Below are 25310 nucleotides of genomic sequence, written 5' to 3' on the forward strand. Positions count from 1 at the left end.
CCACATGAGGCAACCGGTCCTGAAGATATACTCAGCCATTGCTGGTCGCTACGGCCAGGCGCTGATCGACCATCGAGCACTCCTGGTTCTTGCTACTCAATTCCTTCTTATCGTATTGGCCAATTTGACGGCCTTTCTTCTCCGGTTCGACGGCGAGATTCCCGCTCCATATGATCGAAATATGCTGCTCGGATTACCCCTGGTGGTCACCGTATTTGGGACGGGGCTGTGGGCCTTTGGCATTCAACGAGGGTTATGGCGCTATGTCGGGCTTCATGACCTTGGTCGCATTCTTTGGGCCTCTGTGACAAGCACTCTCGTGCTCTATGGATTGGTTCACTTCGCTTTCAGATGGACCTCTTATCCTCGATCAGTGATTATCATGACCGGCCTGTTTGTCGGTATGTATCTGGCGGGAATTCGACTCGCAGTCCGATGGTTTCGTGAATGGCTTCAGGTGTTGAACCCTACGGCTAGGCGCGTGCTTGTGGTGGGAGCAGGGAATGCCGGTGAACTCCTTATCAGGGACATGCAGAGCGATGCAGAGTCTCGCTATCGGCCAGTCGGTCTCGTTGATGATGATCCTCTGAAGCAACGGATGAGAGTTCACGGTGTACCGGTGGTTGGTACGATCGCTGATATTCCCGCTTTGACCAGTCGCCTCATCGTGCACGAGATTATTGTGGCGCTGCCTTCTGCCTCGACCATGGTGAAACAACGCATCCTTGCTGCCTCAGAGGGGTGTAAAGTCCCGATCAAGCTTCTGCCGAACGTGAAACAACTTCTCAGCGACCCAGCCGCGCTTCGACAAGTCCGACCCATGAGCCTGGAGGATCTGCTCCAACGGGAACCGGTGCAGATGGATCGGCAGGAGTTGCACCCTCTTTTGGAAAGCAAGCGGGTGCTTGTGACCGGTGCCGGAGGATCAATAGGCTCCGAGCTCTGCCGTCAGATTGCCCACTACAAACCAGCCTCCTTGGTGCTATTTGAACGGTACGAAAACGGCTTGCATGCGCTGGATCTTGAATTGCGCGCACGGTTTCCCTATCTCAACATTGTTCCCGCAGTGGGAGATGTCACGGTGCCTGATCGGGTGTCGGAGGTCTTACGGCAGACCAATCCGGACCTCGTGTTTCATGCGGCGGCGCACAAGCATGTTCCTCTCATGGAACTGAACCCCAAAGAAGCAGTGCGTAACAATGTGTTCGGAACGAAGGTGGTGGTAGAGGCATCGCTGGCTGCCGGGGTCGATCGGTTTGTGTTGATTTCCACGGATAAGGCGGTGAACCCCACCAGCGTCATGGGGGCGACGAAACGGATTGCTGAAGAGTTGATTCAGAATCTGAATGAGAGCGGTCGGACAAAGTGCAGCGTCGTTCGTTTCGGAAATGTATTGGGAAGTAACGGAAGTGTCGTGCCACTCTTCGCAGAACAAATCCGCAAGGGTGGTCCTGTGACAGTGACCCATCCCGATATCAAACGATTTTTCATGACGATTCCCGAAGCAGTGCAATTGGTCCTGCTGGCGAGTGTGCTCGGACAAGGCGGCGATGTCTTTGTTTTGGACATGGGAGAGCAGATTCGCGTCGCCGATCTGGCGAGGAACATGATCGTCCTGTCAGGACTGGTTCCCGATCGGGATGTTCACATTGCCTATACCGGATTGCGTCCTGGAGAAAAATTGTACGAAGAGCTGTTTGAAGAATCGGAACAAGTCGAACCCACCGAGCATAGCAAGATTCGGCGGGCGGTGAAGACAGCCCGACTTGGCTCAGATCGGCTCGCGCAATCGCTCAGGGATCTCGAGGAGGCGCTGAATCACGGTGACGATGAAGAACTAGCTCGCCGTCTCGGCGAGGTAGTCACGACCTATACTCCTCTTCCCTCTCCTCACGCCAAGCCGCCGACTCGTCAGCCTGCATAGCGGAACCTTGCTTTCGATGAAGCTGAGAATGTCTGAGACGGAATTTACTCTTGGTGTAGGCGTCGCGATGCTCGAAGGATGAAGCGGGGGTCACAGGAGAGATGGGGTTCATCAGTCTCAAATTTTTGTATTCAGTGTCCGTCCGAATGGGTAAGATAACACTTGCTTTTCCTGAGATGGACCTAGCGAATCTTCTCTTGCGATGAAACGATCAGCATCACGTTCTCAAGGCGTCTCGCGAATCAAGCTTGAACGAATCCGGTTGGTTGCCACGGACGTGGATGGTGTCCTGACCGACGCCGGCATGTACTATGCCGAATCCGGAGATGAGTGGAAGAAATTCAATACACGCGACGGGATGGGGATCAAACTCCTGCAGAAAGCCGGGCTGATCACTGCCATTGTGACCCAAGAGCGAACCAAGTTGGTTGCTCGCCGTGCGGAAAAACTCGCCATACCCGAAGTTCATCAAGGAGCGATGGATAAGTTGTCGGTCGTCCGTGAGATGGCGGGCCGCTATGGGGTCACGCTTGAGGAAGTGGCCTACATCGGCGATGACATCAACGATATGGAAACGCTGAAGTCTGTCGGTTTTTCCGCTTCTCCTGCCGATGGACTCCCCCCGGTCTTGGCCGTCGTCGATTATGTCTGTCGGAAAAAAGGCGGGGAGGGAGCGGTCCGAGAGATAGTTGACATGATTCTGGAAGCTCAGGGATCGGGACAAGGGGTTCGAGGCAAGGGGCTAGAGACCAAATGAATGCGAAGACCAAGAAGACGAAGATTACCGATAGCCGCTCGCCTCGTGCCCCTCGCCTCGGGGACCATCTTTACCCCGTGATTATGGCTGGTGGGAGTGGGACGAGATTCTGGCCGCTCAGCCGACACCTGTTTCCAAAACAACTTCTCCGCATTATTGGAGATGAGACGCTCATCCAACAGACGGTGCGTCGGGTGCTCAACACGGCTGCTGCAGATCGGGTGCTGATCTCCACCAATCCAGCGCAAGCCGACTCGATTCGCGTCCAGCTGAGCGAATGGAAAGACGCATTGAAAGACAATTTCGTGCTTGAACCGGAAGGCCGCAACACAGCTCCGGCCATCGGACTTGTTGCTCTGGAACTCATGCGACGAAATCCGGAAGCCATTATGTTGGTGGTTCCGGCTGATCATGTCGTGAAGGGACAGCAGGCATTCGACAGGGCTGTGGCGTTTGCCGTGCAACTGGCAGCTCAGGGCTATCTGGCCACGTTCGGCGTCAAGCCGACTCGACCTGAGACTGGATATGGCTACATCAGACCCAATCGAAAGGTTGATTTAGTAAAGTGGGGGGGGCTAAAGGGACACGCTGTCAAACAGTTCGTGGAAAAGCCCGACACCAAGAAGGCTATCCAGTATCTGAAATCCGGTGAATACTATTGGAATAGCGGCATGTTCATCTGGCGCGCGGCGACTATTCTTGACGAGATTCGCCGGCACCAACCGGGGCTTGCTCGAGGTCTCGATCGTATTCGCCAATTGATCGACGCGGGGGCGACGCGCGCTGCCATCGACGAAGAATATCGAAAACTCACGCCGATTTCGATCGATACCGGCGTCATGGAACGATCATCGAAAGCCGCGGTGGTTCCCGTGGCTTTCCATTGGTCCGATGTCGGGAGTTGGGGCAGTCTCGATGAAGTGGCACCAAAAAACAAGGCGGGTAATGTAATTGATGGGCGCGTGGTCGATATCGATAGTACCAGATCCATCATCTACGGAGACCGTCGTGTCGTGGCGACGATCGGACTGACCGACATGGTTGTCGTCGATACTCCCGATGCGACGTTGGTCTGTCCGAAGTCGCGTGCTCAGGATGTGAAGAAGGTCGTCGAAATTTTGAAGCAGCAAGGAGCTCCCGAGCATCTGGAACACCTCACAGTCTATCGGCCCTGGGGATCCTATACCGTGCTGGAGGAAGGGCCTGGGTACAAGGTCAAACGGGTCACGGTGAAGCCTGGTGGGAGGCTCTCTCTGCAGTTGCATCACCAACGGAGCGAACATTGGGTAGTAATCTCAGGCACGGCGCGCGTCACGCGAGGCGATGAAGTGTTTGACCTGCAGGTGGGGCAGAGCACGGGCATTCCTGTCGAAACTCGCCATCGATTGGAAAACCCCGGTCAGGAAACCCTCCACATCATCGAGGTCCAGGACGGCCCCTATCTGGGCGAGGACGACATCGTCCGGTTCAAAGATGATTACGGCAGGAACGTGAAGCGTGATGGGTGATGCGTGATGAGAATTCCGAGCAGGCGGGAGACGGAAAGACTCCAGTACAAGTGGCATGTGGTGACTGCTCTTCGCGCATGACGCTTCACGCATAACGAGGGAAGAATGGGTCTCTTTCGAGAATACGATCTCCGCGGCATTGTCGGCGAGGAATTGACCGAAGAGATGGCCGAACGAATCGGCCGAGGATATTGCACCTATGTGAAAGATCGAGGGATCAAAACCATTTCGGTCGGACGAGACGGTCGGCTCAGCTCACCGGGATTGCACAAAGCCTTGGTCCGAGGACTGCTTGAAGGCGGGATCAACGTTATCGATATCGGAATTTGTCCATCTCCGCTGGTGTATTTTTCATTGTTTATGCTTCCGGTCGACGGCGGCATCATGATCACCGGAAGCCACAATGCGGCCGAGTACAACGGGTTTAAAGTCTGTGTGGGGAAGGAAGCCATTCATGGCGAGGAGATTCAAACGTTCCGACAGGTCGTCGAGACGGGACAATATGTTTCGGGGGCGGGACGTCTCTCAGAACATCCAATTATTCCGGACTATCTTGCCTACATTAAGAAGAGTTTTGACGGGCTGAAAGCCGACCGGCTTCATGTGGTCATCGACTGCGGGAATGGTGCCGCCGCGTTGGTCGCGAAACAATCACTGGAACTTTTGGGGTGCCGAGTCACAGGGCTCCATTGCGACCTGGATGGCCGCTTCCCGAACCATCATCCCGATCCGACCGTGCTGGAGAATCTTGAGGACCTTGTGCGTGCGGTGAAGGGGCACAAGGCAGATGTCGGCATCGGATACGACGGGGATGCGGATCGGATCGGCGCGATCGATGAACAGGGTCAAGTCCTCTGGGGCGATCGGCTGATGGTCATCTATTCGCGAGACATTCTTGCGACGAAGCCGGGTAGTACGATCATTTCAGAAGTCAAAGCCTCGCAGAGTCTCTACGATGATATTGCCAAGCACGGTGGCAGGCCGGTCATGTGGAAAACCGGGCATTCCTTGATCAAGTCAAAAATGAAGAGCGAGCGGGCCGTGCTGGCTGGTGAAATGTCAGGACACATGTTCTTTGCCGATCGCTACTTCGGCTATGACGATGCGATTTATGCCTCCTGCAGACTCGTTGAGATCCTTGCGAAGGTCAAACGGCCCCTCTCTACGTTAGTCTCTGATCTCCCACGCACTTCCGTCACTCCGGAGATTCGTGTGGATACGCCCGATGCGGTCAAATTCGATCTAGTGAAACAGGTTCAGCAGCGCTTCGCGGATTATTGGCGAAACCGCCAGGTCCTCGGTCCAACCAAGCTCATGCTAAGGGACGTCGTCACTATCGATGGAGTCCGGGCCGTCTTTGACGAGGGGTGGGGTCTCATCCGTGCCTCAAATACGCAACCAGCGCTGGTCTTACGGTTCGAAGCCACATCTGCCCAGCATCTTGAAGCCATCCGCGCCGTTGTTGAAGGGGAGCTTACGATGGCGAAACGGGCCCTCGGACATTAGACTTCCGTCCTTCCTCTTGATGCGACGAGTTCTCGCCCGATTCCTGTTACTGGCATCCTTCTTTTCATGTTCACTCACCTTTGTTGGGACCTTTCTTGCACAGGACGCATCCGGTGATGGAATACGATCATTCCAGGTCGGCGAACGGCTGACCTATGAAATTACATGGCTGAACATTCTGGCGGGCATTGCGGTGATGGAAGTTGGAGATGCAGGAATGACGGGAGATCGTCCGTTGGCCAAACTTGTGACGACCGCTCAGTCGAGCCCCATGCTCACGAAATTCTATCCGGTTGATAATCGGGTGGAGTCCTTGGTCGATCCCACGACGTTGCAGTCCGACCGGCTGACGTTCCGGCGTCGAGAAGGCAAACGAAAGAACAATTTCGAATACACCTTTCATCATCGAGACGGAACCGTGACCGTTACCAAAGATGGAGTGACCGAAACCTTGGCGATCCCTCCTGATACATTGGACATCATCTCCTGTCTCTATCACGTACGGAATGCCTTGCCTCTGAAACCAGGCTCTTCTCTGGCGATGAATGTCCACCATGACAAGAAAAACTATCAATTGAACGTTCGTGTGGAAGAGGTGGAAAGCATTGAAGGTTCCTGGGGGAAAACCGAGACGGCACGAGTACTCGTGATCATGCCCTTCCAAGGGATCTTTCTCAACCAGGGGAACATCAAGGTTTGGTTTACCACCGACGACCGTAAAATCCCCCTCAGAATGAAAGCAAAGGTCATTATCGGATCGGTTGTGGCGGATCTTGTGGGGGGGATTCCAGGACTCGTCTATCCCAGATGAAAGAGCGGAACATTCATTGCCGCTCCATTCGAGAGACGTTATAATGAGGCGAGCCATCATGGCAAGAGGCGGGTATCCGCCGTCTGATTAATACGATTAATTCCTCGACCGGATCAGCGCCCGGCGCACACGAGATCGTTTGTATGGTGCCCCCTTCCTTGACCCTTGATCAGTTTCTCTGCACGCATAGACCCGCGCCTTCAGCTGATGCATGGTCGTTGAGACATCTCTTCGCCTCCATAGGGCTGGCGGGGAAACGTTTGGCACAGGACCTCCGGCGAGCCGGTCTTCTGAATATTCTCGGAACCACCGGTGAAACCAATGTACAGGGGGAGGCCGTTAAGAAGCTTGATCAAATCGCGAACGATACCTTTGTTGAGAGCTTTCAGCAGAGCAAGGTTGTCTGTGCGTTGGGATCGGAGGAGATGGAAAAACCCCTCCTCATGCCGGAGCATTGGCCGAACGGACCGTACGTTGTATTGATCGATCCGTTAGACGGCTCCTCGAACACAGATGTCAACATGCCGCTCGGTTCAATCTTCTCCATCCTGACGTGCCGCCGCAAAGACCAGCCTCCCAGCGGAGACGATCTCGTGCGAAAGGGTACGGAACAGATCGCTGCCGGCTACCTGTGCTATGGTCCCAGCACGATGCTGGTATTGACGATCGGGCAGGGTGTCGTGGGGTTTACGCTTGAGCCGGAGACGGGAGACTATCTGTTGTCGCACAAATCGATCAGGATCCCGACGAGAGGGAAGGTCTATGCGGCGAATGAAGGGAATTATCTGAAATGGACGAGTGGGATGAAGCAGTATATCGACCGACTGAAAGTACGGGATAAGACCGCTGGGCGCCCCTACAGTGGGCGCTATTCCGGGTGTATGGTCGCGGATATTCATCGTCTGTTGCTGAACGGAGGGGTCTATCTCTACCCGGGAGAGATCGATAAGCCAGAGGGAAAGCTACGGTTATTGTATGAGGCGAATCCACTGGCGATGGTGGTCGAACAGGCAGGGGGCGCAGCCAGCACCGGCACCATGCGTATCATGGATGTTGAGGCCAAGATGCTCCATCAGCGGGTCCCGTTGATCATCGGAAGTGTCGAGGATGTGCAAGAAGCCGAAGCCTGTATTCAAGGAAGGGCGTAGATTACAGATGGGGGTATGAGCGGTTGTGGACGAATCACATGACTGATCGAGTTCAAGAAATTCTGAGTTGGTATAGCAGCGACAATGCAGGGACCAAAACCAACATCGCGCGTCTACTGAGGTCAGGCAGGCTGACTGGGACCGGGAAACTGGTCATTTTGCCGGTGGATCAAGGGTTTGAGCATGGCCCGGCGAGAAGTTTTGCGCCAAACCCGCCGGGCTATAATCCGCACTATCATTTTCAATTGGCGATCGATGCCGGATGCAATGCCTACGCCGCGCCGCTCGGATTTCTTGAGGCCGGGGCGGCGGAGTTTGCAGGACGGATTCCCCTGATTCTCAAGCTGAACAACCATGACGTCCTTCACGACGACAAGGATCCGTTGCCGTCGGTTACCGGAAGCGTAGGCGAGGCGCTCAGGCTCGGCTGTTCGGTCGTGGGGTTCACGATCTATCCAGGCTCAGCTCATTGCAATGCCATGTATGAGCAGTTGCGAGCCATCGCCGAAGAGGCCAAAGCCAGCGGGCTGGCCGTGGTCGTGTGGTCGTATCCACGCGGTTCGGCATTGAGCAAGGAAGGGGAGACAGCGATGGATGTGGTTGCCTATGCCGCGCAGATTGCCGCTCAACTGGGTGCCCATTTCATCAAGGTGAAGCTTCCTACGGCACATCTTGAACAGGCCGCGGCGAAAAAAGTGTATGAGACGACGCAAATCCCGATCAAAACCCTCGCGGAGCGGGTCGAGCATGTGGTCCAAAGCGTCTTCGACGGGCGGCGGATTGTCATCTTCTCCGGAGGGGCGAAGAGCGAAGATCGAAGATCAGAACGTGTTCGAGGAGGCTCGCGCCATCCGTGCCGGTGGAGGGTTTGGTTCCATCATCGGGCGAAACTCGTTCCAGCGGCCTAAAGCCGAGGCACTTAAATTTCTTCAGACTATTATGGGGATCTATGCCGGCGAGATTCAGTGATGTTCGGGCGAGATAATCGTTTGCTCAGGATGTAGAGTACCAATGAATGAATGGTCACAGAATCCCGTTGTCTCTCGTCGGGCATGGGTAGTTCCCGGGTTGCTCGTGGGGATCGGCATCGTGATCGGGGTTGTGGTCGCGTCCGATCTCGGCTGGCTTCCTTCGGGGACGGCGGGGCCGGAGCCAAAGTCCAGCGTGGCGGTACGTCCTGTTGCCACAGCGCCGCAATCGCCAATCACGGGTGGAAGCGCACGTAACTTTGTGGACATTGCCAAACTGGTCAAACCTACCGTGGTGAGCATCGCCGCCACACGCAGCGGTCGTGGTGGAGAAGGATTTCAGGGGTCACCCTTCGATGACCCATTTTTTCGTCGATTCTTCGGCGAAGAATTCTTCAAACGCGAGCCGCCGAAAGAGCGAAAGGAGCGGGGACAGGGGTCCGGCGTGATTGTGGACGCCAACGGATTGATCATCACGAACAATCACGTTGTGAATAAGGCCGACGAGATCAGGGTGTTCTTGTCCGACAAACGGGAGTTCAAAGCCAAATTAATCGGGACTGATGCCAAGACGGACGTGGCCATCGTGAAAATCGAGGCGTCGGGACTGCCGGTTATTCCTTGGGCCGATTCCGATCAGCTGGAAGTAGGGGAATTCGTCCTTGCGGTCGGCAATCCGTTCGGCCTTACTCAAACCGTGACCATGGGGATTGTGAGTGCGGTCGGACGGGCCAGTATGGGTATCGCGGAGTATGAGGATTTTATCCAAACGGATGCGGCGATTAATCCAGGAAATTCCGGTGGTGCGTTAGTGAACATACGGGGCGAATTGGTCGGGATCAATACCGCAATCTTCAGCCAGAGCGGCGGCAATATGGGAATCGGATTCGCCGTGCCGAGCAATCTTGCCCGTTCGATGATGGAGCAGCTGGTCAAGACCGGGAAGGTGGTACGTGGTTGGTTGGGGGTGTCGATCCAGGAACTCACGCCGGAGTTGGCGACGCAATTTGGCATCAGCGACACGAAGGGCGTTCTGGTGAGCGATATTATGGACGACAGTCCGGCCAAAAAAGCCGGGGTTGAACGGGCTGATGTCATCGTGGAATTCGACGGCAAACCCATGGATTCACCGACGCATCTCCGCAACGCCGTTGCGCAGACCCCGATCGGCAAGAAAGTGTCGCTCAAGGTCATTCGCGACAAGAAACCGAAGACTCTGGATGTGATAATTGCCGAACAGCCCAAATCAGTCGCGCAAGCCGGCTCGGAGGACAACGGAGACGTCACCGCGCCGACGGGGGTGCTCTCTGATCTCGAGGTTCGCGAGTTAACCGAAGAATTAGCAGGCCGGTATGGGCTGAAATCGACCGAGCGCGGCGTAGTCATCACACGGGTGAAACCAGGCAGTACCGCTGAAGAGATGGGTGTGCGCGAAGGCGACATTGTCCTCGAGGTGAATCGTAAGCCGGTGACGTCGCTCAAAAGTTACGAACGGCTTGTCTCTGGATTGGCCAAAGACCAAGCGGTCCTTTTGCTGTTGAAGCGACAGGGCCGAACGATGTACTTAACACTGCGACCGTAGGGGCTACTCAACCTGTCTGGACGACAGGATTTAGAGGGGAGGTAAAGGTATGGTATCGCGAGCCATATTCGTCCTTCTCAGTGCATTGGCCGGCATGGCGCTCTTTCTCAAAGCTGACGGTGCGAGCTCGTCCTATTGGCTGTATGGTTTTGGGATCGGAGCGGCGACTGGAGGGTTGATCGTTGCCGGCGAATACACGTTGCGTAACCTTTCATTCGGCATCATCGTGGGTGGGACAGCAGGGTTGGCGGTGGGGCTGCTTTTAACCGGTCTGGTCGAGTGGGTTGGAGGCGAAATCTTTGACGTTCAAACGTTCCTGTTCCATATCGGAGGGCTCGTCTTTCTTCTCGGTCTACCCTACCTGGGACTGGTTCTAGGCGCACGGTTCGGAAAAGAGAAGTTTCCGAGTTCCCCACAGAAGTTTTTTGAGGTGAACGGATCAGCAGGCTGCCCGAAGGTGCTCGATACCAGCGTCATCATCGACGGGCGTGTGGCGGATTTGTGCGAAACCGGATTTCTCGAAGGTATTTTCCTTGTGCCGCATTTCATCCTGGACGAGCTTCAACACATCGCCGATTCATCCGATTCGTTGAAGCGGGCGCGAGGACGACGAGGACTTGATATCCTCAACAAGATTCAGAAGATGGCGGATGTGGATGTTCGAATCGTCGAAGAAGATTTCCCACAGGTGAAGGAAGTGGACGCGAAACTGGTCGTGTTGGCGAAACAGATGCACGCCAAGATCATCACAAACGATCTTAATTTGAACAAGGTCGCCGAATTGCAGGGGGTGCGAGTCTTGAACATCAACGAACTCTGTAATGCGCTCCGGCCGGTTGTGCTCCCTGGTGAGGCAATCCGCGTCTTTGTGCTGAAAGAAGGCAAGGAAGCCGGGCAGGGCGTGGCCTATTTGGATGACGGAACGATGATCGTTGTCGATAACGCACGGCGCTGTATCGGACGAAACGTCGACGTCGTGGTGACCAGCGTGTTACAAACCACGGCCGGTCGAATGATCTTTACCCGTCTGAAGGAAGACACCGAGCGAGAGGAGCTGCAAGTCGCCCGTGGATAGGCGAGTTGTCGCGATTGTTCCGGCTGCAGGCCGAGGACTGCGGATGGGTGGCTCGGTCCCGAAGCAGTTTCTTTCCCTGGGCGGCGAACCACTTGTCGTCCACTCCTTGCGAATTCTTCAAACAGCCAGCCGCGTCGACGAGATTATCCTTGCTGTTCCTTCGGCGGACCTTGACTACGCCACCAATGATTTGGTGAAGCAGCACGGGTTCTCCAAGGTCATGAAGGTGGTTGCCGGTGGAAGTAAACGCCAGGATTCTGTCCGGCATGCGCTCGGGCATGTGACGGAGGAGACGGAAATTGTACTGGTGCACGATGCGGTCCGGCCTTTTCTTACCGTGCAAATGGTCCACGAGGTCATCGCAATGGCCGATAAACACGGAGCCGCGATCATCGCCATCCCGGTGCGCGACACAGTCAAGCAGGTTGATTCGAATCACGTGATCCAGCGTACTGTTGACCGCTGTCCTCTCTGGCTGGCTCAGACACCGCAGGCATTCAGACGACAGTGGCTCCAAGAGGCCCATGGGAAAGCTCATGCCAAAGGGATCCACGCGACTGACGATGCATACCTCGTCGAATGGCTCGGGCATTCGGTCATGGTCGTAGAAGGAAGCGGAGAGAATATTAAAGTGACCAGGCCGGAAGACATGGTAATCGGGGAAGCGATTCTGGCTTCTCGAACAGTAGTGCGACAAGCGAGCTGAATATGGCGACCAAGATGCGGATTGGATATGGTTACGATGTGCATCCACTCGGCGCAGGTCGAGCGCTCATTCTGGGTGGGATCGAAATTCCCCACTCCAAAGGGCTCCTGGGTCATTCTGACTCCGATGTCCTCGTTCATGCCGTGTGCGACGCCCTGTTGGGAGCGATGGGAGAAGGAGATCTTGGCCAGCATTTCCCGAGCTCGGATCCGAAGTTCAAAAACATGTCCAGTCTGAAATTCCTGGAGGATGTGGCGGCTAAACTCAAGAAGAAGGGATATCGCATCGTCAACATCGACACGGTGATTGTGGCGCAGGCGCCTCGATTAAGCACTTTTCTGGCTGCCATGCAAAAGCGCATAGCAGAGGTCCTGGGAACGGACCCCGATCTTATCAACGTCAAAGTGAAGAGCGGAGAAGGGTTGGATGCCGTAGGTCGGGAAGAGGGAATGATGGCCCATGCCATCTGTTTGATTGAGTCGGCATCGTCATCGTAGGATGTGTCCTGTACCATGTTGGACGCAATACGACAGGATCTTCAGGCAGTCTTCGACCGGGATCCGGCCGCGACCAGCCAGTTTGAGGTGATTCTGACCTATGCGGGTTTTCATGCCTTGCTGGCCTATCGAGTCTCCCACTGGTTGAAAGTTCACCGAGTGCCGTTCATTCCACGAGCCATTTCGCAACTCGCCCGATGGCTGACAGGGATTGAAATCCATCCAGCCGCCCAGATCGGGACGGGGTTCTTCATCGATCACGGCATGGGGGTCGTGATTGGCGAAACGGCAGAAATCGGCGACTATGTGACTCTCTTCCAAGGTGTCACGCTCGGCGGGACCGGAAAGGAACGTGGTAAACGGCATCCCACACTCGGCAATCATGTGGTGGTGGGCGCGGGAGCCAAGATTCTCGGCGGCATCAAGATCGGGGATAACGTCAAGATCGGCGCCAACTCGGTCGTGCTCAAGTCAGTTCCGCCGAATTCCACCGTCATCGGGGTGCCGGCCAGAATCATCAAAACGGAGGGTGAGCGGATGCCCGATGCCACGATGGACCATACCAATATTCCCGACCCCATCAGTGACCGATTCACCGCCCTCGAGCAGGAATTGATCGAACTCCGCAAGAAGCTGGAAAACCGAGACGATAATCCCGTCCGCTAGGTCGGGCGCACCATTTTTCTAACCGAAATCCGGTCTTTCTGAAACTGGAAATTGTTGCACCGATGACTGCCGGGGAACTCTTGGCAAGTCCGGTGGGAGGCGACGCGGCCCGATCGGGCCGCGTCAGCGCATGAGATTAGTTGGATAAGCAGGTGCTCATAAATTTCTTCCGCTCATCGCCCTTCAGTTGCTTCTCGCTCGCCTCTTTGTTGCACGCCTTCATCTTCTCCTGCTGAGCCGTTTTCCCGGTCTTCACCGGCTTGGCGGAGAGACATTGCTTCATAAACGCCTTCCGTTCCTCACCCTTCCCTTCGCCGAGACCTTTGGCATTCGCCTGCTCGTTGCATACCTTCATCTTATTTTGTTGCTCGGGTGCAGCGATGGCCATTGGCGCGATGCACAGACCGACCGTAAACAGGCAGATCACTGGGATGGTCGCTGTCCTTTTCATATGTGCCTCCTTTCGTGAAGGGGAAGGATTCGATATGGAAGCATGATAGCAAAAGCTGTCGCGGTTGTCTCTGTAGCCTATCAGCCCAGGCTCATTCGTAGGCGACATGGACAAGAAATAATCCGTGCGGCGGAGCGGTCTGCCCCGCCGCCGATCGGTCGCGGGCATTCAACACGTTCGTCAGGCTCGTAGGAGATCGTTTCCCGGCCCCCACTTCAACCAGAGTCCCGACGATGGAACGGACCATGTGTTTGAGAAACCGATCGCCGTAGGCTTCGATGGAAAGATGATCACCCCGGCGAGTCAGGGTCAGCCGTTGGAGATTGCATCGAGGCTCATCGTTGTCCGTGAGGCTCCCCTCGAACGATGAGAAGTCGTGAAAACCGATCAGGGTGGACGCAGCTTGCTGCATCGCTGCATCATCGAGGGATCGGTAGATATGCCACACGTACCGGCGCTCGGTCGTGGGTCGCTCCGGTCTGTTGAGGATACGGTACTCGTAGAGTTTGCCGCGCGCATCATGCTGGGCATGAAACGCGTCGGGCACGAGCTCGGTCGACCGAACCGAGATATCTTCGGGGAGCACGGCATTCAAGGCGCGTGTCCAGTCTGCGGGTGCCCATGTTCGGTCGGTTCGAAAACTCGCCACTTGGCCCAGCGCGTGCACGCCCGCATCAGTGCGACCGGCTGCGATGACGGACACAGGGGATTGGCTCACTTGCACGATGGCCCGCTCAACCGCTTCTTGAATCGTAGGCTGGTTGGGTTGCCGTTGCCAGCCTGCGTAGCCGGTGCCGTCGTACTCCAACATTAATTTGAAGGTCGGCATGGGGAATGTGCGTCAACGGGGATGAAGGTCATCGAGCCGGCTGCTTGGCCGAGCTGAGGAACGCTTTGACACCGTCGTTGAGTGATTCAGCGACGCGGTTCACGAAGGTGTCGGTGCGAAGGAGAGTTTCTTCACTGGGATTCGACACGTAGGCGATTTCTGCCAAAATGCTGGGCATGCTGGTGAAGCGCAGGACATAGAACGGGGCGGTCTTCACTCCATGATCGACCGTGGCATAGTGTCCATTCATATGGGCCACCATGGCTTCTTTTGTTGTCCAGGCCAGTTCCAATGATTCTTCGATTTTCTTCGTCGTCAGGAGGTCGGCGACGAGATATTCCCAGCCAACACCGGTGCTGCTGAGCGGGGTGCCGTTTTCACGGGCTGCGACTTCAAGAGCGCGCTGATCCTTGGCTTCTCCGAAGTGATAAATCTCGATTCCTTTGACCGTCCGTTGGGGATGCGAGTTCACGTGGATTGAGACAAACAGGTCAGCCTCGAGATTGTTGGCGTACTTGGCACGGTCCTCGAGCTCGACAAATACATCGCGGTCCCTCGTCATCATGACACGCACCCCTGGTTGCCTTTTCAGGAGGTCGCGAAGCTTCAGTCCCACCTTGAGGGTGATGTCTTTTTCCTCTGTCCCCCGTAACCCTTTGGCTCCCGGATCTCTCCCGCCGTGGCCGGGATCGACCACAATCGTTCGGAATGATTTCGTGGGAGGTGGTACCGGTTGAGAGGGCGGACTCGGAGGGAGCGATGGGTCTGGTGCTTCGGTCGGTTGCGTCACGCCCAGCTGGTTGGAGGGCACGACATCCACGACAAGGCGCGGAGGGTTAGTGAGGCTGAGCAGGTGATAGCGCTGAAACGATCCATTCGGGAGGGAAACGGCCACGGAATGCGAAGAAACCTGGGTGATCACAAACGGTTTGGCGATCGAACCACGTGCAAGTTTGGTTTGGGCTGATTTGCTCAGGGTGGCGTTGGGAATTTCGGCGATGACTCCGTTGGGTTTTGGAGCGTAATGCTTCTTGACGCGGGTTCTTCGGTCCAAGTCCAGTACGAGTCGATTCAAACCTGGCGACGTCGTGCTGCGAAGATTCTGAATGATCGCAGGAACGAGTGAAACGGAAGATGTATTCGCGTGAGTGCCTCGGGTCTTTCTGGGTTTCTCCTGTCGTACCTCGCTGGAGGCGGCGAAAGCCTGACTGTCGAATAGACAAGGAGCGACGAGGCTGTGGAGGCCAATAAACTGGACCGCAACGAAGGCTATAACAATGCGCCCGAGGGCTGAAGGCATGGTGTTCCAGAAGCTGAAGGGTTCAAGAGTTTTTCTCAGATGTTCTCGTGCTTGTCAAGGGGATTACGGGAACAGACAGGGTCTGACGAATTGACAGGGTATTCAGCCGAGCGTAGGGTTTCGTTATGGCGCTGCATCTGGTCATCGACGGCTATAATCTTCTGGCGTTGCTCGACCGTGCGAGCGGGCGCATTCCGCTTCACTCCGACATGGCGCGCGAATCGTTGATCCAAGAATTGGCGGCTTATCGCCACAGGAAAGCCCACCCCGTGACGGTTGTGTTCGACGGATGGCAGCAGGGGTTCGTCACGGAACGGCGCGAACATCGATCCGGCCTCGAGGTCATCTATTCCCGACGCGGCGAAAAGGCGGATCAGGTGATTCAACGCCTGGCTTCTGAATTCGGCAGCGACTGTGCCGTCGTGAGTTCCGACAGAGAGGTCGCACATTACGCAAGGGCGCAGGGAGCGTTAGCAATCGAGGCGGGTGAGTTTTCGGAGAAGCTTCGTGGAGGGCCGATGACTAGACGAGTTGCGTTCAAAGAGCTCGATACGGGAGACGAGTCCGAGCCCGTACGGACCTCGGATAAGCGAGGCAACCCCCGGAAGCTCCCGAAGGCACAGAGGCGGCGAAATCGACAGCTCAGGCAATTTTGAACAGACGCTTGGCGTTCTCGGTCGTGATGCGGCCGATTGCGTCGGTTGAGAGCGTGGGGTCACTTGCAAGGATTTGTGCCAGCTGTCGGGCCACCAAAGACACAAAGGCTGGTTCGTTTCGTTTTCCTCTGTGTGGAACCGGAGTGAGATAAGGACAATCGGTTTCGATCAAGAGACGGTCCAAGGGCACAGTTTTCGCGATGTCGCGAAGCATGCTCGCGTTCTGGAACGTCAGGATTCCGGAGAAAGAAAGGTAGAATCCCAGATCCAGCGCATCCTTCGCCAGCCAGGCATCTCCCGAGAAGCAGTGAAACACCCCGCCTACGTCTGACGCCTTCTCTTCTCGTAGTATCGTCATCGTGTCTTCCTGAGCCTCCCGAGTGTGAATAATCACCGGGAGGTTCAGCTCTCGGGCCAGGGCCACCTGCTCCCGGAAGCGGTTACGCTGCTCTTTCGGTGACGAATGATTGTAGTGATAATCAAGGCCGATCTCGCCGTAGGCTACCACCTTCTTGTGCGTCGCGAGGCGTCGGAGCCCGTCATACCACTCGTCGCCCATGTGTTTCACTTCGTGCGGATGCACGCCGACGGATGCGTACACGAAGGGGTAGCGGTCAGCCAGTGCGATTGCTGCCTGACTAGTGGAGAGGTCGCATCCAATCGTGACGAAAGCCTCGACGCCGGCTTCTCGTGCACGTGCGATCATCGCCTCACGGTCGCTGTCGTAGCGGGCATCATCGAGATGGGTGTGCGTATCGATGAGCATAAGAGACCGCGTCTCACTCCACGGAACCCAATAATGCGAGACTGAACGCCTAGGCGGGTCTGGTGACGATTAAATCAGCCAATTCGCTGAGGAGGGTGTGCGTTTCATCCCAACCAAGGCAGGCGTCGGTGATGGAAACACCGTGGACCAGCGCTTTTCCTTGCTGCCAGGTTTGTTTGCCTGGAGACAAATTACTCTCGAGCATCAGACCCATGATGGACTGGCGCCCCTCGCGGAATTGGCGAAGGACTTCACGAGCGACGACGCCCTGGCGTCGATGGTCCTTGCTGGAATTATCATGGGAACAATCGATCATAATGGGGCGTGCGATGTTTTCCCCGGCAACCGCCGATTCAGCCCGCGCGACATGTTCCTCGTCATAGTTGGTTTTACCCCCGCCCCCGCGGAGCACGATATGTCGGTCCGGGTTGCCCATCGTTTTAATGATCGACGTCTGTCCATCAGCGTTGATGCCGACAAAATGGTGAGGAGATCGTGCGGCAGTCATGGCGTTGACGGCGACTTGCAGGCTGCCTTCCGTGCCGTTTTTAAACGCGACCGGCATTGATACGCCGCTCGCCATCTCTCGGTGAGTCTGACTCTCCGTCGTGCGCGCTCCGATCGCAGTCCAGCTAATGAGGTCCGCGATATACTGGGGTGTCACGGGATCGAGAAGTTCGGTGGCGCAAGGAATACCACGCTGATTGATATTCAAGAGGATGGTTCGAGCTAACTCCATACCGGTGGCAATGTCACAGGTGCCATCGAGATGGGGATCGTTGATCAAGCCTTTCCATCCGACCGTCGTTCTCGGTTTCTCAAAATATGTCCGCATGACAATCAAGAGCCGGTCGCGCAAGGCATCAGCGACCGGTTTCAACTTGTCCGCATACTCATAGGCGGCTTCCGGATCGTGAATGGAACAGGGTCCGACAATCACAAGGAGTCGATCACGGTCTTGCCCATGGAGAATCCGGCGGATGGCTTCGCGGGTTTCCACGACGAGGGTTGCAGCCTGATCCGTAATCGGAAGCTTCGTCTTGATCGTTCGGGGAGACGGAAGAGCTTTGATTTCTATAACGTGTTGATTGTCGATCGGTCGATTCATGATCCGGCCCTTTCAGGACGATGCTCACGCACGAAAAGTGGCACAGACTAACGGAATCTTGAAGAAAAGTCTACACGGTGAACTCTAAGCAATTGAATAATAAGAGTCTTTTATCTTTGCCTGGGGCAGAGCTTTGCCTTGGTACCGCTTGCAGAAACCCTGGGTCGGAACGTAGAAGAGGAAAGAGGTGTGACTAATTGACACCCCTCTAACGTTGTGGTACTCAGTGCGTCCTCAATGAGCCAACCTCTCGCTTCACGAGCGCTCTTCCCTATGGTGCGGATCAGTCTGTCTGTCAGCTTGGTCCTACTGCTGCTTGCGCTTGCTCCCTTTGCAGTTGCTCAGGATGTGCACCATGAATTGGCCGCTGCCGATAGTGACGGGCACGAGCATTCGGATACGGACTTGTGTCAGTGGGTCCAACACCATACCGCTGGGTCGCTCGATGTCGGAGTCCCGATCCTGGCTGCTTGCGAGCTGATTCGTTCGCTGGCCCCTCCAATTGATTCGATTCTGCTTTCCACGGAGCTCTCCACTCCCGGTCCCTCACGCGCACCTCCTCGTCGCTAGCTTCCTCGTCAAGGCCAGATGCTTGTGGATTGGCATTCCCGATGCTGATCCCTCGCGTTCTTCTCTTTGAACTTGTCATCGTGGCAGGAGGAAACGATGCGACGTGCATGGGTTCATTCTATTTGTCGTTCGGTCGTTTTCGGACTCAGTCTTAGTGTGTTCGGTCAGGCGATGGCGATCGCCGCACAAGGATCCGAGGGCAATGTGATCATGGGTTCGGTTCAGAACCAGGACCTGCGTCGCGTTGATCAGGCCATTGTGCAGGTCCGAGATCAGGAAGGCGAGATTGTTGCGCAAGGAGTCACGAACCAGGCCGGTGAATTCTCGATCACAATCCCACAGGAGGGGACCTACTCCGTCAGTGCGGTTCGGGATACGTACAAAAGTGAATTCGTGGTAGTCAGGATCGGCAACGAGCCTCTCCCTCCGGTGACGTTGACGTTGGCCGTGACGCAGGACATCGCCTTGGAAATCGTATCGCCAATGCCAGCAATCCAGTACAAAGCCTCAAGCGAGACCTATCAGGTGAGTCGAAAGGACGTGGAGATCCTCCCGCGCGGTAACAACAATACCGTCGCGGAAGTTCTCCAAACGGTTCCGAGCGTAGTGTATGGGGCCTTGGGGCAAACGCACATCCGCCAAGACCATGCCAACCAACAGTTCCGGATCGACGGAGTGCCGATTCCGGAGGGCGTGAGTTCGACCTTCACCGATGTGATCTCCCCCCGTATGTGGGAGCGCGCTGATATTATCTTGGGAGGCATGGAGGCCCAGTACGGTAATAAGACCGCGATTCTTGTAGATATCACCAGTAAGAGCGGAACAAGGCCCTCGTTCGGCTCGGCCCAACTGTTCGGCGGCTCCAACCAGACCATAAACCCGTCGTTTGAGTACGGAGGGACGGTTGGCGAAAAGGTCCGGTACTACGTCCTGAATAGCTATACGACAACTAATCGTGGTATTGAACCGCCGACGCTCGGTCACTCGTTTTTTCATGATCAAAGCGAGCGCAATCAAACCTATCTGCGAGGTGATTACCAGCATGACAACCGAAATAGCTTGAGTTGGGTGTTCCTGAACGCGGTGGCAAAGTACCAAATTCCGACTATTCCGGGATTGGGGGTGAACCAAGATGTGCTGCCACTCCTTCAAACGCAGGACCCCACCTTCTCCCCCGCGCCATCTCAGGGAGTGAACCAGAACCAGCATGAGAATTCCCAGTACACCCACCTGGTCTGGCGCCATGACGTCAACGCCAGCAATTTTTTCCAGCTTGCCGGCTTTTTCAGGAATTCCTATGCGAACTTCACCACCGACCCATTCAATACCCTGGCCTATGCGCCTGAAGAGCAGACTGCGAATCAGACACGGAAGGCCTACTCGGTCGGAACGAGGCTTGATTATTCCTGGATCCCGAACAAGAGCCACCTCGTCAAGACAGGATTTCAACTCGAGTATACGAACGCGCAGAATCAGTTCCAGTTGTTTGACTTCGCCGTGGACCAGGCGACCGGCCTTCCGGTCGGACCGGTGCTCACCCAGAGCGCAGCCAATACGAACATCCAGAAACGTGAGGAAGTGTGGGTCCAGGATCAATGGAGCCTGGACGACTGGACCCTCAATCTTGGCGTGCGGTACGACCAGATTCAAAGCTTCTATGATGAGGGGCAGGTCAGTCCACGCATCGGCGTGACCTACAAGCTGAATCAGTCGAACGTCTTCCATGCCTATTACGGCCGGATGTTTACACCACCGAACGTCGAGCAGATCGCGTTTACCAAGGTGAATCTTGCGGGAACCACGGCGCAACCGGACGACCCGACTGGATTCAGTCCCAGGGCGGAGCGCTCCAACTATTTTGAGGTGGGCAGTTATCACGCCCTCACCAACTGGGCGACCTTGGAGCTGACGGCCTACTATAAACGAAGTCACTTCCAGTCCGATGCCGGCCAGTTTGGCACCACCCCGATGCTGAATTTCTTTGCCTTTCAGTGGGGCTATCAAGAGGGGATCGACGGCGTCCTGAAAATGCAACTCACCGACGACGTCAGCGCGCGCGGCAATGTGGCGTGGGGCCGGTGCAAGGCCAACGGGCTACAGTCGGGACAATATCTGCTGGACTCAAAGGAGATTACGGACATCAATACACCGGGCGGCGTCTTCTGCGATCACTCCCAGTTGATCACGAGTTCGGCTGTGGTGGCCTACCGGTTCCGGGAAAGGACCACCATTTCTGGCGAGATGCTCTACGGATCTGGCCTTCGGACTGCGGCGAATGACACGGCGCTCACCAACTCTTCTCACTTCCAGTCTTGGACCACGTATAATGCCTCTCTTACGCACACGTTCACGTTGCCGTGGGATCAGCAAAAGATGCTAGTCGGGTTCGATGTCATCAACTTGCTGGACCAGAAGTACTTCTACAACACGGGCGCAGGCAGTATCGGGCTCGGAGTGGCCCATGCGGGGATGCCGCGGTCGTTCTTTTTCCGGGCTCAATGGTTCTTTTGATAAAAGAAGCGATAAACGGTCGGCCTTCAGCAATAGGCGCGGGAGTGCTTCACTAAGCTGAACGCTGACAGCTGAAGGCGTTGTACCTGTGAGGAAGGAGAGCAGGATGCAGACTATGTGCAAGCCGGCATATGTGATTGGTGTGGTGCTCTGGTTGTGGCCAGTGTGGGGAGAGGCGGTCGAGGGCGACCGGGCTACGCACGAAGCGGATCACCAGGAAGATGTGTTAGAGCTTCCTGAGGTCCATGTTCACGGACTACCGCTCAATAAAGATCAGCAGCTGGGACCTGTTCCGAAATCAACCCCGTGGCCTGCGATGCCTGCTTCGTTGGACGGGCAGGTGATCGATGACTGGATGAAAGCCCGCATGTTGATCAGCAAAGAAGCACAGGTGACAGTGGTGGTTCTTGAACCGGCGAAGCACCGGGAACTGACCCAGGCCGGCATTGCGGCTCTCAATAAATGGACGTTCGACCCTCAAATGAAAGGTGATGACCCGATCGACGGGGAATTGACGGTCCGCATTCATTTCCGCACACGATGAAGACTGTGCCTCTGTTCGCGGTCGCTGATGCTGCGACCGTTGACGAATCGCGGAAGACACTTTATCGTAATCTCCATGAACGTTGACGAATCCTTGTTTCTCGCCATTAACGGTTTAGCCGGCCATGTTCCGGCGGTCGACACGTTCTTCCTGTTCCTGAGCGGTAGTAGTTCCCTCTATCTTCCGGTCGCGCTCGCATCCGGTTATTGGATGTGGGTCAATTGGCGGGAGGCTCTGATTGGTGGTGCTGTTCTCGCGGGCGTCGTCGGCTTCGTGGATTTTTTAGGCGGGCAGCTCAAGTGGGTGTTCGAACGTGTCAGGCCTTGTCGAGCATTGGACCAGGCAGTCGTGGTGGGGCCTGGCAAATGTGGCGTGCTGTTCAGTTTTCCCTCCAACCATGCCGTGAACACCGCTTCCGCAGCCGCATTTCTACAGGTACTGTACCCGAAGTCAGGCTGGGTCACCTGGCCGATCGTGGTCCTCGTGGGTTTTTCCCGCATCTACGTCGGAGCCCACTACGTGTCTGATGTGTTGGGTGGGTGGGCCATAGGCGGATGCATTGGGGCTGGAGTCGCATGGCTGCTCTTGCACTGGCCTCAGTTTCGCCGGCGCTCTGTCCCGCCACCGGCACCCACGCGGACTCAAATACCTGTCAGCCACAACAGTTAAAGTCTCTTCTGATTCTCCACGCACGAGACGAGTTCTGCCCTGAGCCGATCGATATCGTATCCACGGCCGATCAGTACGATGGCTGGGTCCGGTTCTTCCAGGAGGGTGACCGGTGTGATCGTTGCGTGGCCTGGTGGTGAATACTGGAATTCTTGCAATGTCGGCTCGTTCTGGAATCTGAAAAAGCCTTTCGCGCGGTCAAGTTCCTTCGGAAGTGTCTCGATCCAGGCGAGAAAGCGTTCACGGTTGAGTGAACCAGGTAAGCGGATTGTGGTGGCAATGGGATGATGCCCCATTCCGGCATGCCCATCGGGTGGTGATGGTTCGCCGATCACGATGGTGGATCTCACGGGAGGCTTCCTAGAGGCAACGGAGGCCAAGAGAAGATTCGGGTCAACTTTCGCATGACTGGTTTCCCAAAATCGTGCATAGGGATTCTGGCTCACGATCGATGTTTTGAACTGATCCCAAAGTCCGGCAATGTAAAGGTCACGCTTGTTGAGAATGACCTCATCAGCACAGCGGACAGCTTGGGATGTGACATAGGCGCTGGAATTGCTTTGCTCCCTCGAGAAGGGCTGGAGAAGGGCGATGACCCGTTCGAGATGAGCGAGACGGGCCGTATAGAGATCGGTAACGGCGTCGACGACTTCGACAGGATCTGCCAATCCCGAACATTCCAGAATCACCACGTCTGAGTTATAGTCCTTCACCAGTTGCGCGAGACCCCAAGACAGTTCTTCCTTCGTGTCACAGCACACGCACCCACCGGCGAGGTTGAGCACTTGCTGAGCCATCGTGCCGGCGCGTGGCCCGTCGATGCTGACCTCTCCCGCCTCGTTCATTAAAACACCCACCCGTCGGCCTTGTGCGCTCCAGTACTCCAGTAGTCGCATCAGGAGCGTGGTTTTTCCTGCGCCGAGCGACCCGCAGAGTACATAAAAAGGGACCGGCATTCCTCGACCTCGATAGAAAGTCTGTCGTCGGATGGATGATACGTCGACGGTATTCTACCGAGAGCTGTGTTCAGAGGAAAGCTCAATGATGATGAGAGGCAGCTTCGAACTCGTGGTGCTGGTCGGCCAGTTTCGACAAGTCGCAGTGGACCGCTTCTGGGTGGCAGCAGGCCGTTTCCATTTGGATGGTCATATGCTTGATGCCGAAATCTGAGGCGATCCGACCTCTGACCGTTCGAAGGAGCTCATTGGTAAGCGCGTCATCCTCTCCATCGACGAGCACATGGCAGGTGAGCATGATCAGGCGAGGTTCCACCGCCCAGATATGAAGGTCGTGGACGTTTTTCACGCCCGGGATAGACTCAACCATGGCGGCGACGTGTGAGGCACTGATCCGCGGCGGCGTCGATTCCAACAGTACCTCCAACGATTCTTTGAACAGTGGCCAGGCTCCTTTCACGATCGCTCCTACTACGAGGAGACTCACGAGGGGATCGAGGACCGTCCAACCGGTCAACAAGATCGTGGCGCCGCTGACAACCACACCGAGCGAAACCCACGCGTCTCCCAACATGTGCCAAAACGCGCTGCGGATGTTGAGATCGTCTCTGGCCCCGTGCTGCAGCAGGAGCGCGATGCTGAGATTGGCCACGAAGCTCAATGCCGCGATGGCCATCACCCAGGTGCCGTCAACAGGGACGGGGTGAAGCAATCGTTTAAGGCCGACCAGTGCGATGCCGACTGCGGTCAGGAGGAGGATGAACGAGTTCAAGAAGGCAGCGATGATGCCGGCTCGATGATACCCAAAGGTACGTGTTTCACTGGCCGGTTTCGTCGTCAGCAGGTGTGCGTAAAGGGCCAGGAATAATGAACCCTGATCGATCAAATTATGCCCCGCGTCGCTCATCAAGCCGATACTGTCGAGGACGAATCCACCGGTGAACTCAGCCGTGATGATGACGGCATTCACCGCGAGAGCAAGAGAGAGCCGGAATCGCAGTTCCTGATAGGTCGCCGCGGGTTGCATCAACATAGTTTCGCATGGACGGTGGAAGACAGCAAGCGTCCGGATGAATCATCAAACCGCAGGTCGGATTATTGAGCGGAAGGTTGCGGCAGGAACTCCAGGAAATACTGGCGGGGAAGAAAGCTGTGTTCTCGCTCGAGCCGATAGCCGGCTGTGGTCATCTCAGCGATGACCGTTTCTCGAGGAACAAGATGTTTTTTGGAGAATCCGAGTTCACCGGATCGCTCGTCGTGATAGAAGTCGATAATAGCGATTCGCGCTCCTGGTTTGAGGGCTGATCTTACGTTCCGGAAGTAAATTGTACGATCTTCCAAATGATGAAAGACGTTGCACACAAAGATAAGGTCGACCGATTCAGCCGGGAGCTTCGGGCTATCGGCCCGCGCCAGGATGAATTCAGCAGTGTAGGGCGCGTGCATGTGCACAAGGCTCTCTTCAACGTATCGCAGCATCTCCGGCTCCACATCGATCGCATAAACTTTTCCGGATTCCGTCACGGCTCCGACCAATCGTCTGGTGAAGTAGCCTGAGCCAGACCCGAGATCGGCGACGGCTTGACCCGGTTTCAGATGCAGCGCCTCAATGACTTGAAGTGGCTTCTGGTATTGATCGCGCTCGGAGCTGTCGAGTTGTTCCAGGTACTGCGCAATGTTGTCCGGTCGGCGATGCTGATGCTGGTCTTGGGCGATGGCTGAGTCTGGGAGCAACGTCCAACAGCCAAGGACCATGCAGATGTAGAACAACTGACTCTGGCAGGTAGTTCTCATGTCGGGGG

At 55.9% G+C, this 25310-nt stretch carries 25 protein-coding genes; 17 read left to right on the forward strand and 8 right to left on the reverse strand.

Annotation, left to right across the window (positions count from 1 at the left end; genetic code table 11):
- The first annotated feature begins 4 nt into the window (after nucleotides 1-4).
- From VEI50_04265 to cysE, 12 genes are all read left to right on the forward strand, one after another.
- On the forward strand, nucleotides 5-1924 hold the full coding sequence (locus VEI50_04265; GenBank protein HXX74318.1) for a nucleoside-diphosphate sugar epimerase/dehydratase: 1920 nt from the start codon (nucleotides 5-7) through the stop codon (nucleotides 1922-1924).
- A 202-nt stretch (nucleotides 1925-2126) separates the two neighbouring features.
- Nucleotides 2127-2681 (forward strand): HAD hydrolase family protein, encoded by a 555-nt coding sequence (locus VEI50_04270; protein HXX74319.1) that lies wholly within the window; start codon nucleotides 2127-2129, stop codon nucleotides 2679-2681.
- On the forward strand, nucleotides 2678-4189 hold the full coding sequence (locus tag VEI50_04275) for a mannose-1-phosphate guanylyltransferase/mannose-6-phosphate isomerase (GenBank protein ID HXX74320.1): 1512 nt from the start codon (nucleotides 2678-2680) through the stop codon (nucleotides 4187-4189). The genes VEI50_04270 and VEI50_04275 overlap by 4 nt, the downstream gene beginning before the upstream one ends.
- Before the next feature lie 105 nt (nucleotides 4190-4294).
- Nucleotides 4295-5695, forward strand: a complete 1401-nt coding sequence (locus VEI50_04280) for a phosphomannomutase/phosphoglucomutase (protein HXX74321.1) — start codon at nucleotides 4295-4297, stop codon at nucleotides 5693-5695.
- Between the two features lie 19 nt (nucleotides 5696-5714).
- Nucleotides 5715-6506, forward strand: coding sequence for a DUF3108 domain-containing protein (locus tag VEI50_04285; GenBank protein ID HXX74322.1), 792 nt, complete (start codon nucleotides 5715-5717; stop codon nucleotides 6504-6506).
- A 143-nt stretch (nucleotides 6507-6649) separates the two neighbouring features.
- The gene (fbp, locus tag VEI50_04290; protein ID HXX74323.1) at nucleotides 6650-7654 is read left to right on the forward strand and encodes a class 1 fructose-bisphosphatase; all 1005 of its coding nucleotides are present in this window, start codon (nucleotides 6650-6652) and stop codon (nucleotides 7652-7654) included.
- 38 nt (nucleotides 7655-7692) lie between these two features.
- Nucleotides 7693-8562 carry a class I fructose-bisphosphate aldolase gene (locus VEI50_04295; protein ID HXX74324.1) on the forward strand — a complete coding sequence of 290 codons (870 nt, stop codon included), beginning with the start codon at nucleotides 7693-7695 and terminating at the stop codon, nucleotides 8560-8562.
- A gap of 103 nt (nucleotides 8563-8665) precedes the next feature.
- Nucleotides 8666-10204, forward strand: a complete 1539-nt coding sequence (locus VEI50_04300; protein HXX74325.1) for a DegQ family serine endoprotease — start codon at nucleotides 8666-8668, stop codon at nucleotides 10202-10204.
- 49 nt (nucleotides 10205-10253) lie between these two features.
- Nucleotides 10254-11279: a PIN domain-containing protein gene (locus VEI50_04305; protein HXX74326.1), complete on the forward strand. Its 1026-nt coding sequence runs from the start codon at nucleotides 10254-10256 to the stop codon at nucleotides 11277-11279.
- Entirely contained in the window at nucleotides 11272-11985 is a 714-nt protein-coding gene (gene ispD, locus VEI50_04310) for a 2-C-methyl-D-erythritol 4-phosphate cytidylyltransferase (GenBank protein HXX74327.1), read from the forward strand. Before VEI50_04305 ends, ispD begins: the two co-directional genes overlap by 8 nt.
- A 2-nt stretch (nucleotides 11986-11987) precedes the next feature.
- Nucleotides 11988-12482 carry a 2-C-methyl-D-erythritol 2,4-cyclodiphosphate synthase gene (gene ispF / locus VEI50_04315; protein ID HXX74328.1) on the forward strand — a complete coding sequence of 165 codons (495 nt, stop codon included), beginning with the start codon at nucleotides 11988-11990 and terminating at the stop codon, nucleotides 12480-12482.
- 15 nt (nucleotides 12483-12497) lie between these two features.
- The gene (cysE, locus tag VEI50_04320) at nucleotides 12498-13148 is read left to right on the forward strand and encodes a serine O-acetyltransferase (protein ID HXX74329.1); all 651 of its coding nucleotides are present in this window, start codon (nucleotides 12498-12500) and stop codon (nucleotides 13146-13148) included.
- 136 nt (nucleotides 13149-13284) lie between these two features.
- Here the strand turns inward: cysE and VEI50_04325 are convergent, their stop codons facing one another.
- From VEI50_04325 to VEI50_04335, 3 genes are all read right to left on the reverse strand, one after another.
- Nucleotides 13285-13599 (reverse strand): PsiF family protein, encoded by a 315-nt coding sequence (locus VEI50_04325; GenBank protein ID HXX74330.1) that lies wholly within the window; start codon nucleotides 13597-13599, stop codon nucleotides 13285-13287.
- A 91-nt stretch (nucleotides 13600-13690) separates the two neighbouring features.
- Nucleotides 13691-14428 (reverse strand): tRNA pseudouridine(38-40) synthase TruA, encoded by a 738-nt coding sequence (gene truA / locus VEI50_04330; GenBank protein ID HXX74331.1) that lies wholly within the window; start codon nucleotides 14426-14428, stop codon nucleotides 13691-13693.
- A gap of 28 nt (nucleotides 14429-14456) precedes the next feature.
- Entirely contained in the window at nucleotides 14457-15728 is a 1272-nt protein-coding gene (locus tag VEI50_04335) for an N-acetylmuramoyl-L-alanine amidase (GenBank protein HXX74332.1), read from the reverse strand.
- Between the two features lie 125 nt (nucleotides 15729-15853).
- Between VEI50_04335 and VEI50_04340 the strand changes: the two genes are divergently transcribed.
- Entirely contained in the window at nucleotides 15854-16384 is a 531-nt protein-coding gene (locus VEI50_04340) for an NYN domain-containing protein (protein ID HXX74333.1), read from the forward strand.
- Here the strand turns inward: VEI50_04340 and VEI50_04345 are convergent.
- Together VEI50_04345 and VEI50_04350 are read right to left on the reverse strand one after the other, a co-directional pair.
- A complete protein-coding gene (locus VEI50_04345) occupies nucleotides 16371-17150 on the reverse strand; it encodes a TatD family hydrolase (GenBank protein HXX74334.1) in 780 nt (259 codons plus the stop codon). The genes VEI50_04340 and VEI50_04345 overlap by 14 nt on opposite strands.
- Nucleotides 17151-17199: 49 nt before the next feature.
- Nucleotides 17200-18258, reverse strand: a complete 1059-nt coding sequence (locus tag VEI50_04350) for a 3-deoxy-7-phosphoheptulonate synthase (GenBank protein ID HXX74335.1) — start codon at nucleotides 18256-18258, stop codon at nucleotides 17200-17202.
- 237 nt (nucleotides 18259-18495) lie between these two features.
- Between VEI50_04350 and VEI50_04355 the strand changes: the two genes are divergently transcribed.
- The 4 genes from VEI50_04355 to VEI50_04370 all read left to right on the forward strand — a co-directional run bounded on the left by VEI50_04355 (nucleotide 18496) and on the right by VEI50_04370 (nucleotide 22552).
- Entirely contained in the window at nucleotides 18496-18828 is a 333-nt protein-coding gene (locus VEI50_04355; GenBank protein ID HXX74336.1) for a hypothetical protein, read from the forward strand.
- A 96-nt stretch (nucleotides 18829-18924) separates the two neighbouring features.
- Nucleotides 18925-21339 (forward strand): TonB-dependent receptor, encoded by a 2415-nt coding sequence (locus tag VEI50_04360; protein HXX74337.1) that lies wholly within the window; start codon nucleotides 18925-18927, stop codon nucleotides 21337-21339.
- Nucleotides 21340-21445: 106 nt separating this feature from the next.
- The gene (locus tag VEI50_04365; protein HXX74338.1) at nucleotides 21446-21883 is read left to right on the forward strand and encodes an energy transducer TonB; all 438 of its coding nucleotides are present in this window, start codon (nucleotides 21446-21448) and stop codon (nucleotides 21881-21883) included.
- A 75-nt stretch (nucleotides 21884-21958) separates the two neighbouring features.
- Nucleotides 21959-22552, forward strand: a complete 594-nt coding sequence (locus VEI50_04370; GenBank protein ID HXX74339.1) for a phosphatase PAP2 family protein — start codon at nucleotides 21959-21961, stop codon at nucleotides 22550-22552.
- On the opposite strand, the gene VEI50_04375 is transcribed toward VEI50_04370, so the two are convergent.
- The 3 genes from VEI50_04375 to VEI50_04385 form a co-directional block, all read right to left on the reverse strand.
- Complete coding sequence (locus VEI50_04375; protein HXX74340.1) at nucleotides 22549-23508, reverse strand: GTP-binding protein; 960 nt, start codon at nucleotides 23506-23508, stop codon at nucleotides 22549-22551. The two genes, VEI50_04370 and VEI50_04375, sit on opposite strands and share 4 nt — an antisense overlap.
- Nucleotides 23509-23590: 82 nt before the next feature.
- Entirely contained in the window at nucleotides 23591-24541 is a 951-nt protein-coding gene (locus VEI50_04380) for a cation diffusion facilitator family transporter (protein HXX74341.1), read from the reverse strand.
- 62 nt (nucleotides 24542-24603) lie between these two features.
- Nucleotides 24604-25302 (reverse strand): class I SAM-dependent methyltransferase, encoded by a 699-nt coding sequence (locus VEI50_04385; GenBank protein HXX74342.1) that lies wholly within the window; start codon nucleotides 25300-25302, stop codon nucleotides 24604-24606.
- Between the last annotated feature and the right edge of the window lie 8 nt (nucleotides 25303-25310).

Source organism: Nitrospiraceae bacterium, from assembly GCA_035623075.1.
In the GTDB taxonomy this organism is placed as follows: Bacteria; Nitrospirota; Nitrospiria; order Nitrospirales; family Nitrospiraceae; genus DASPUC01.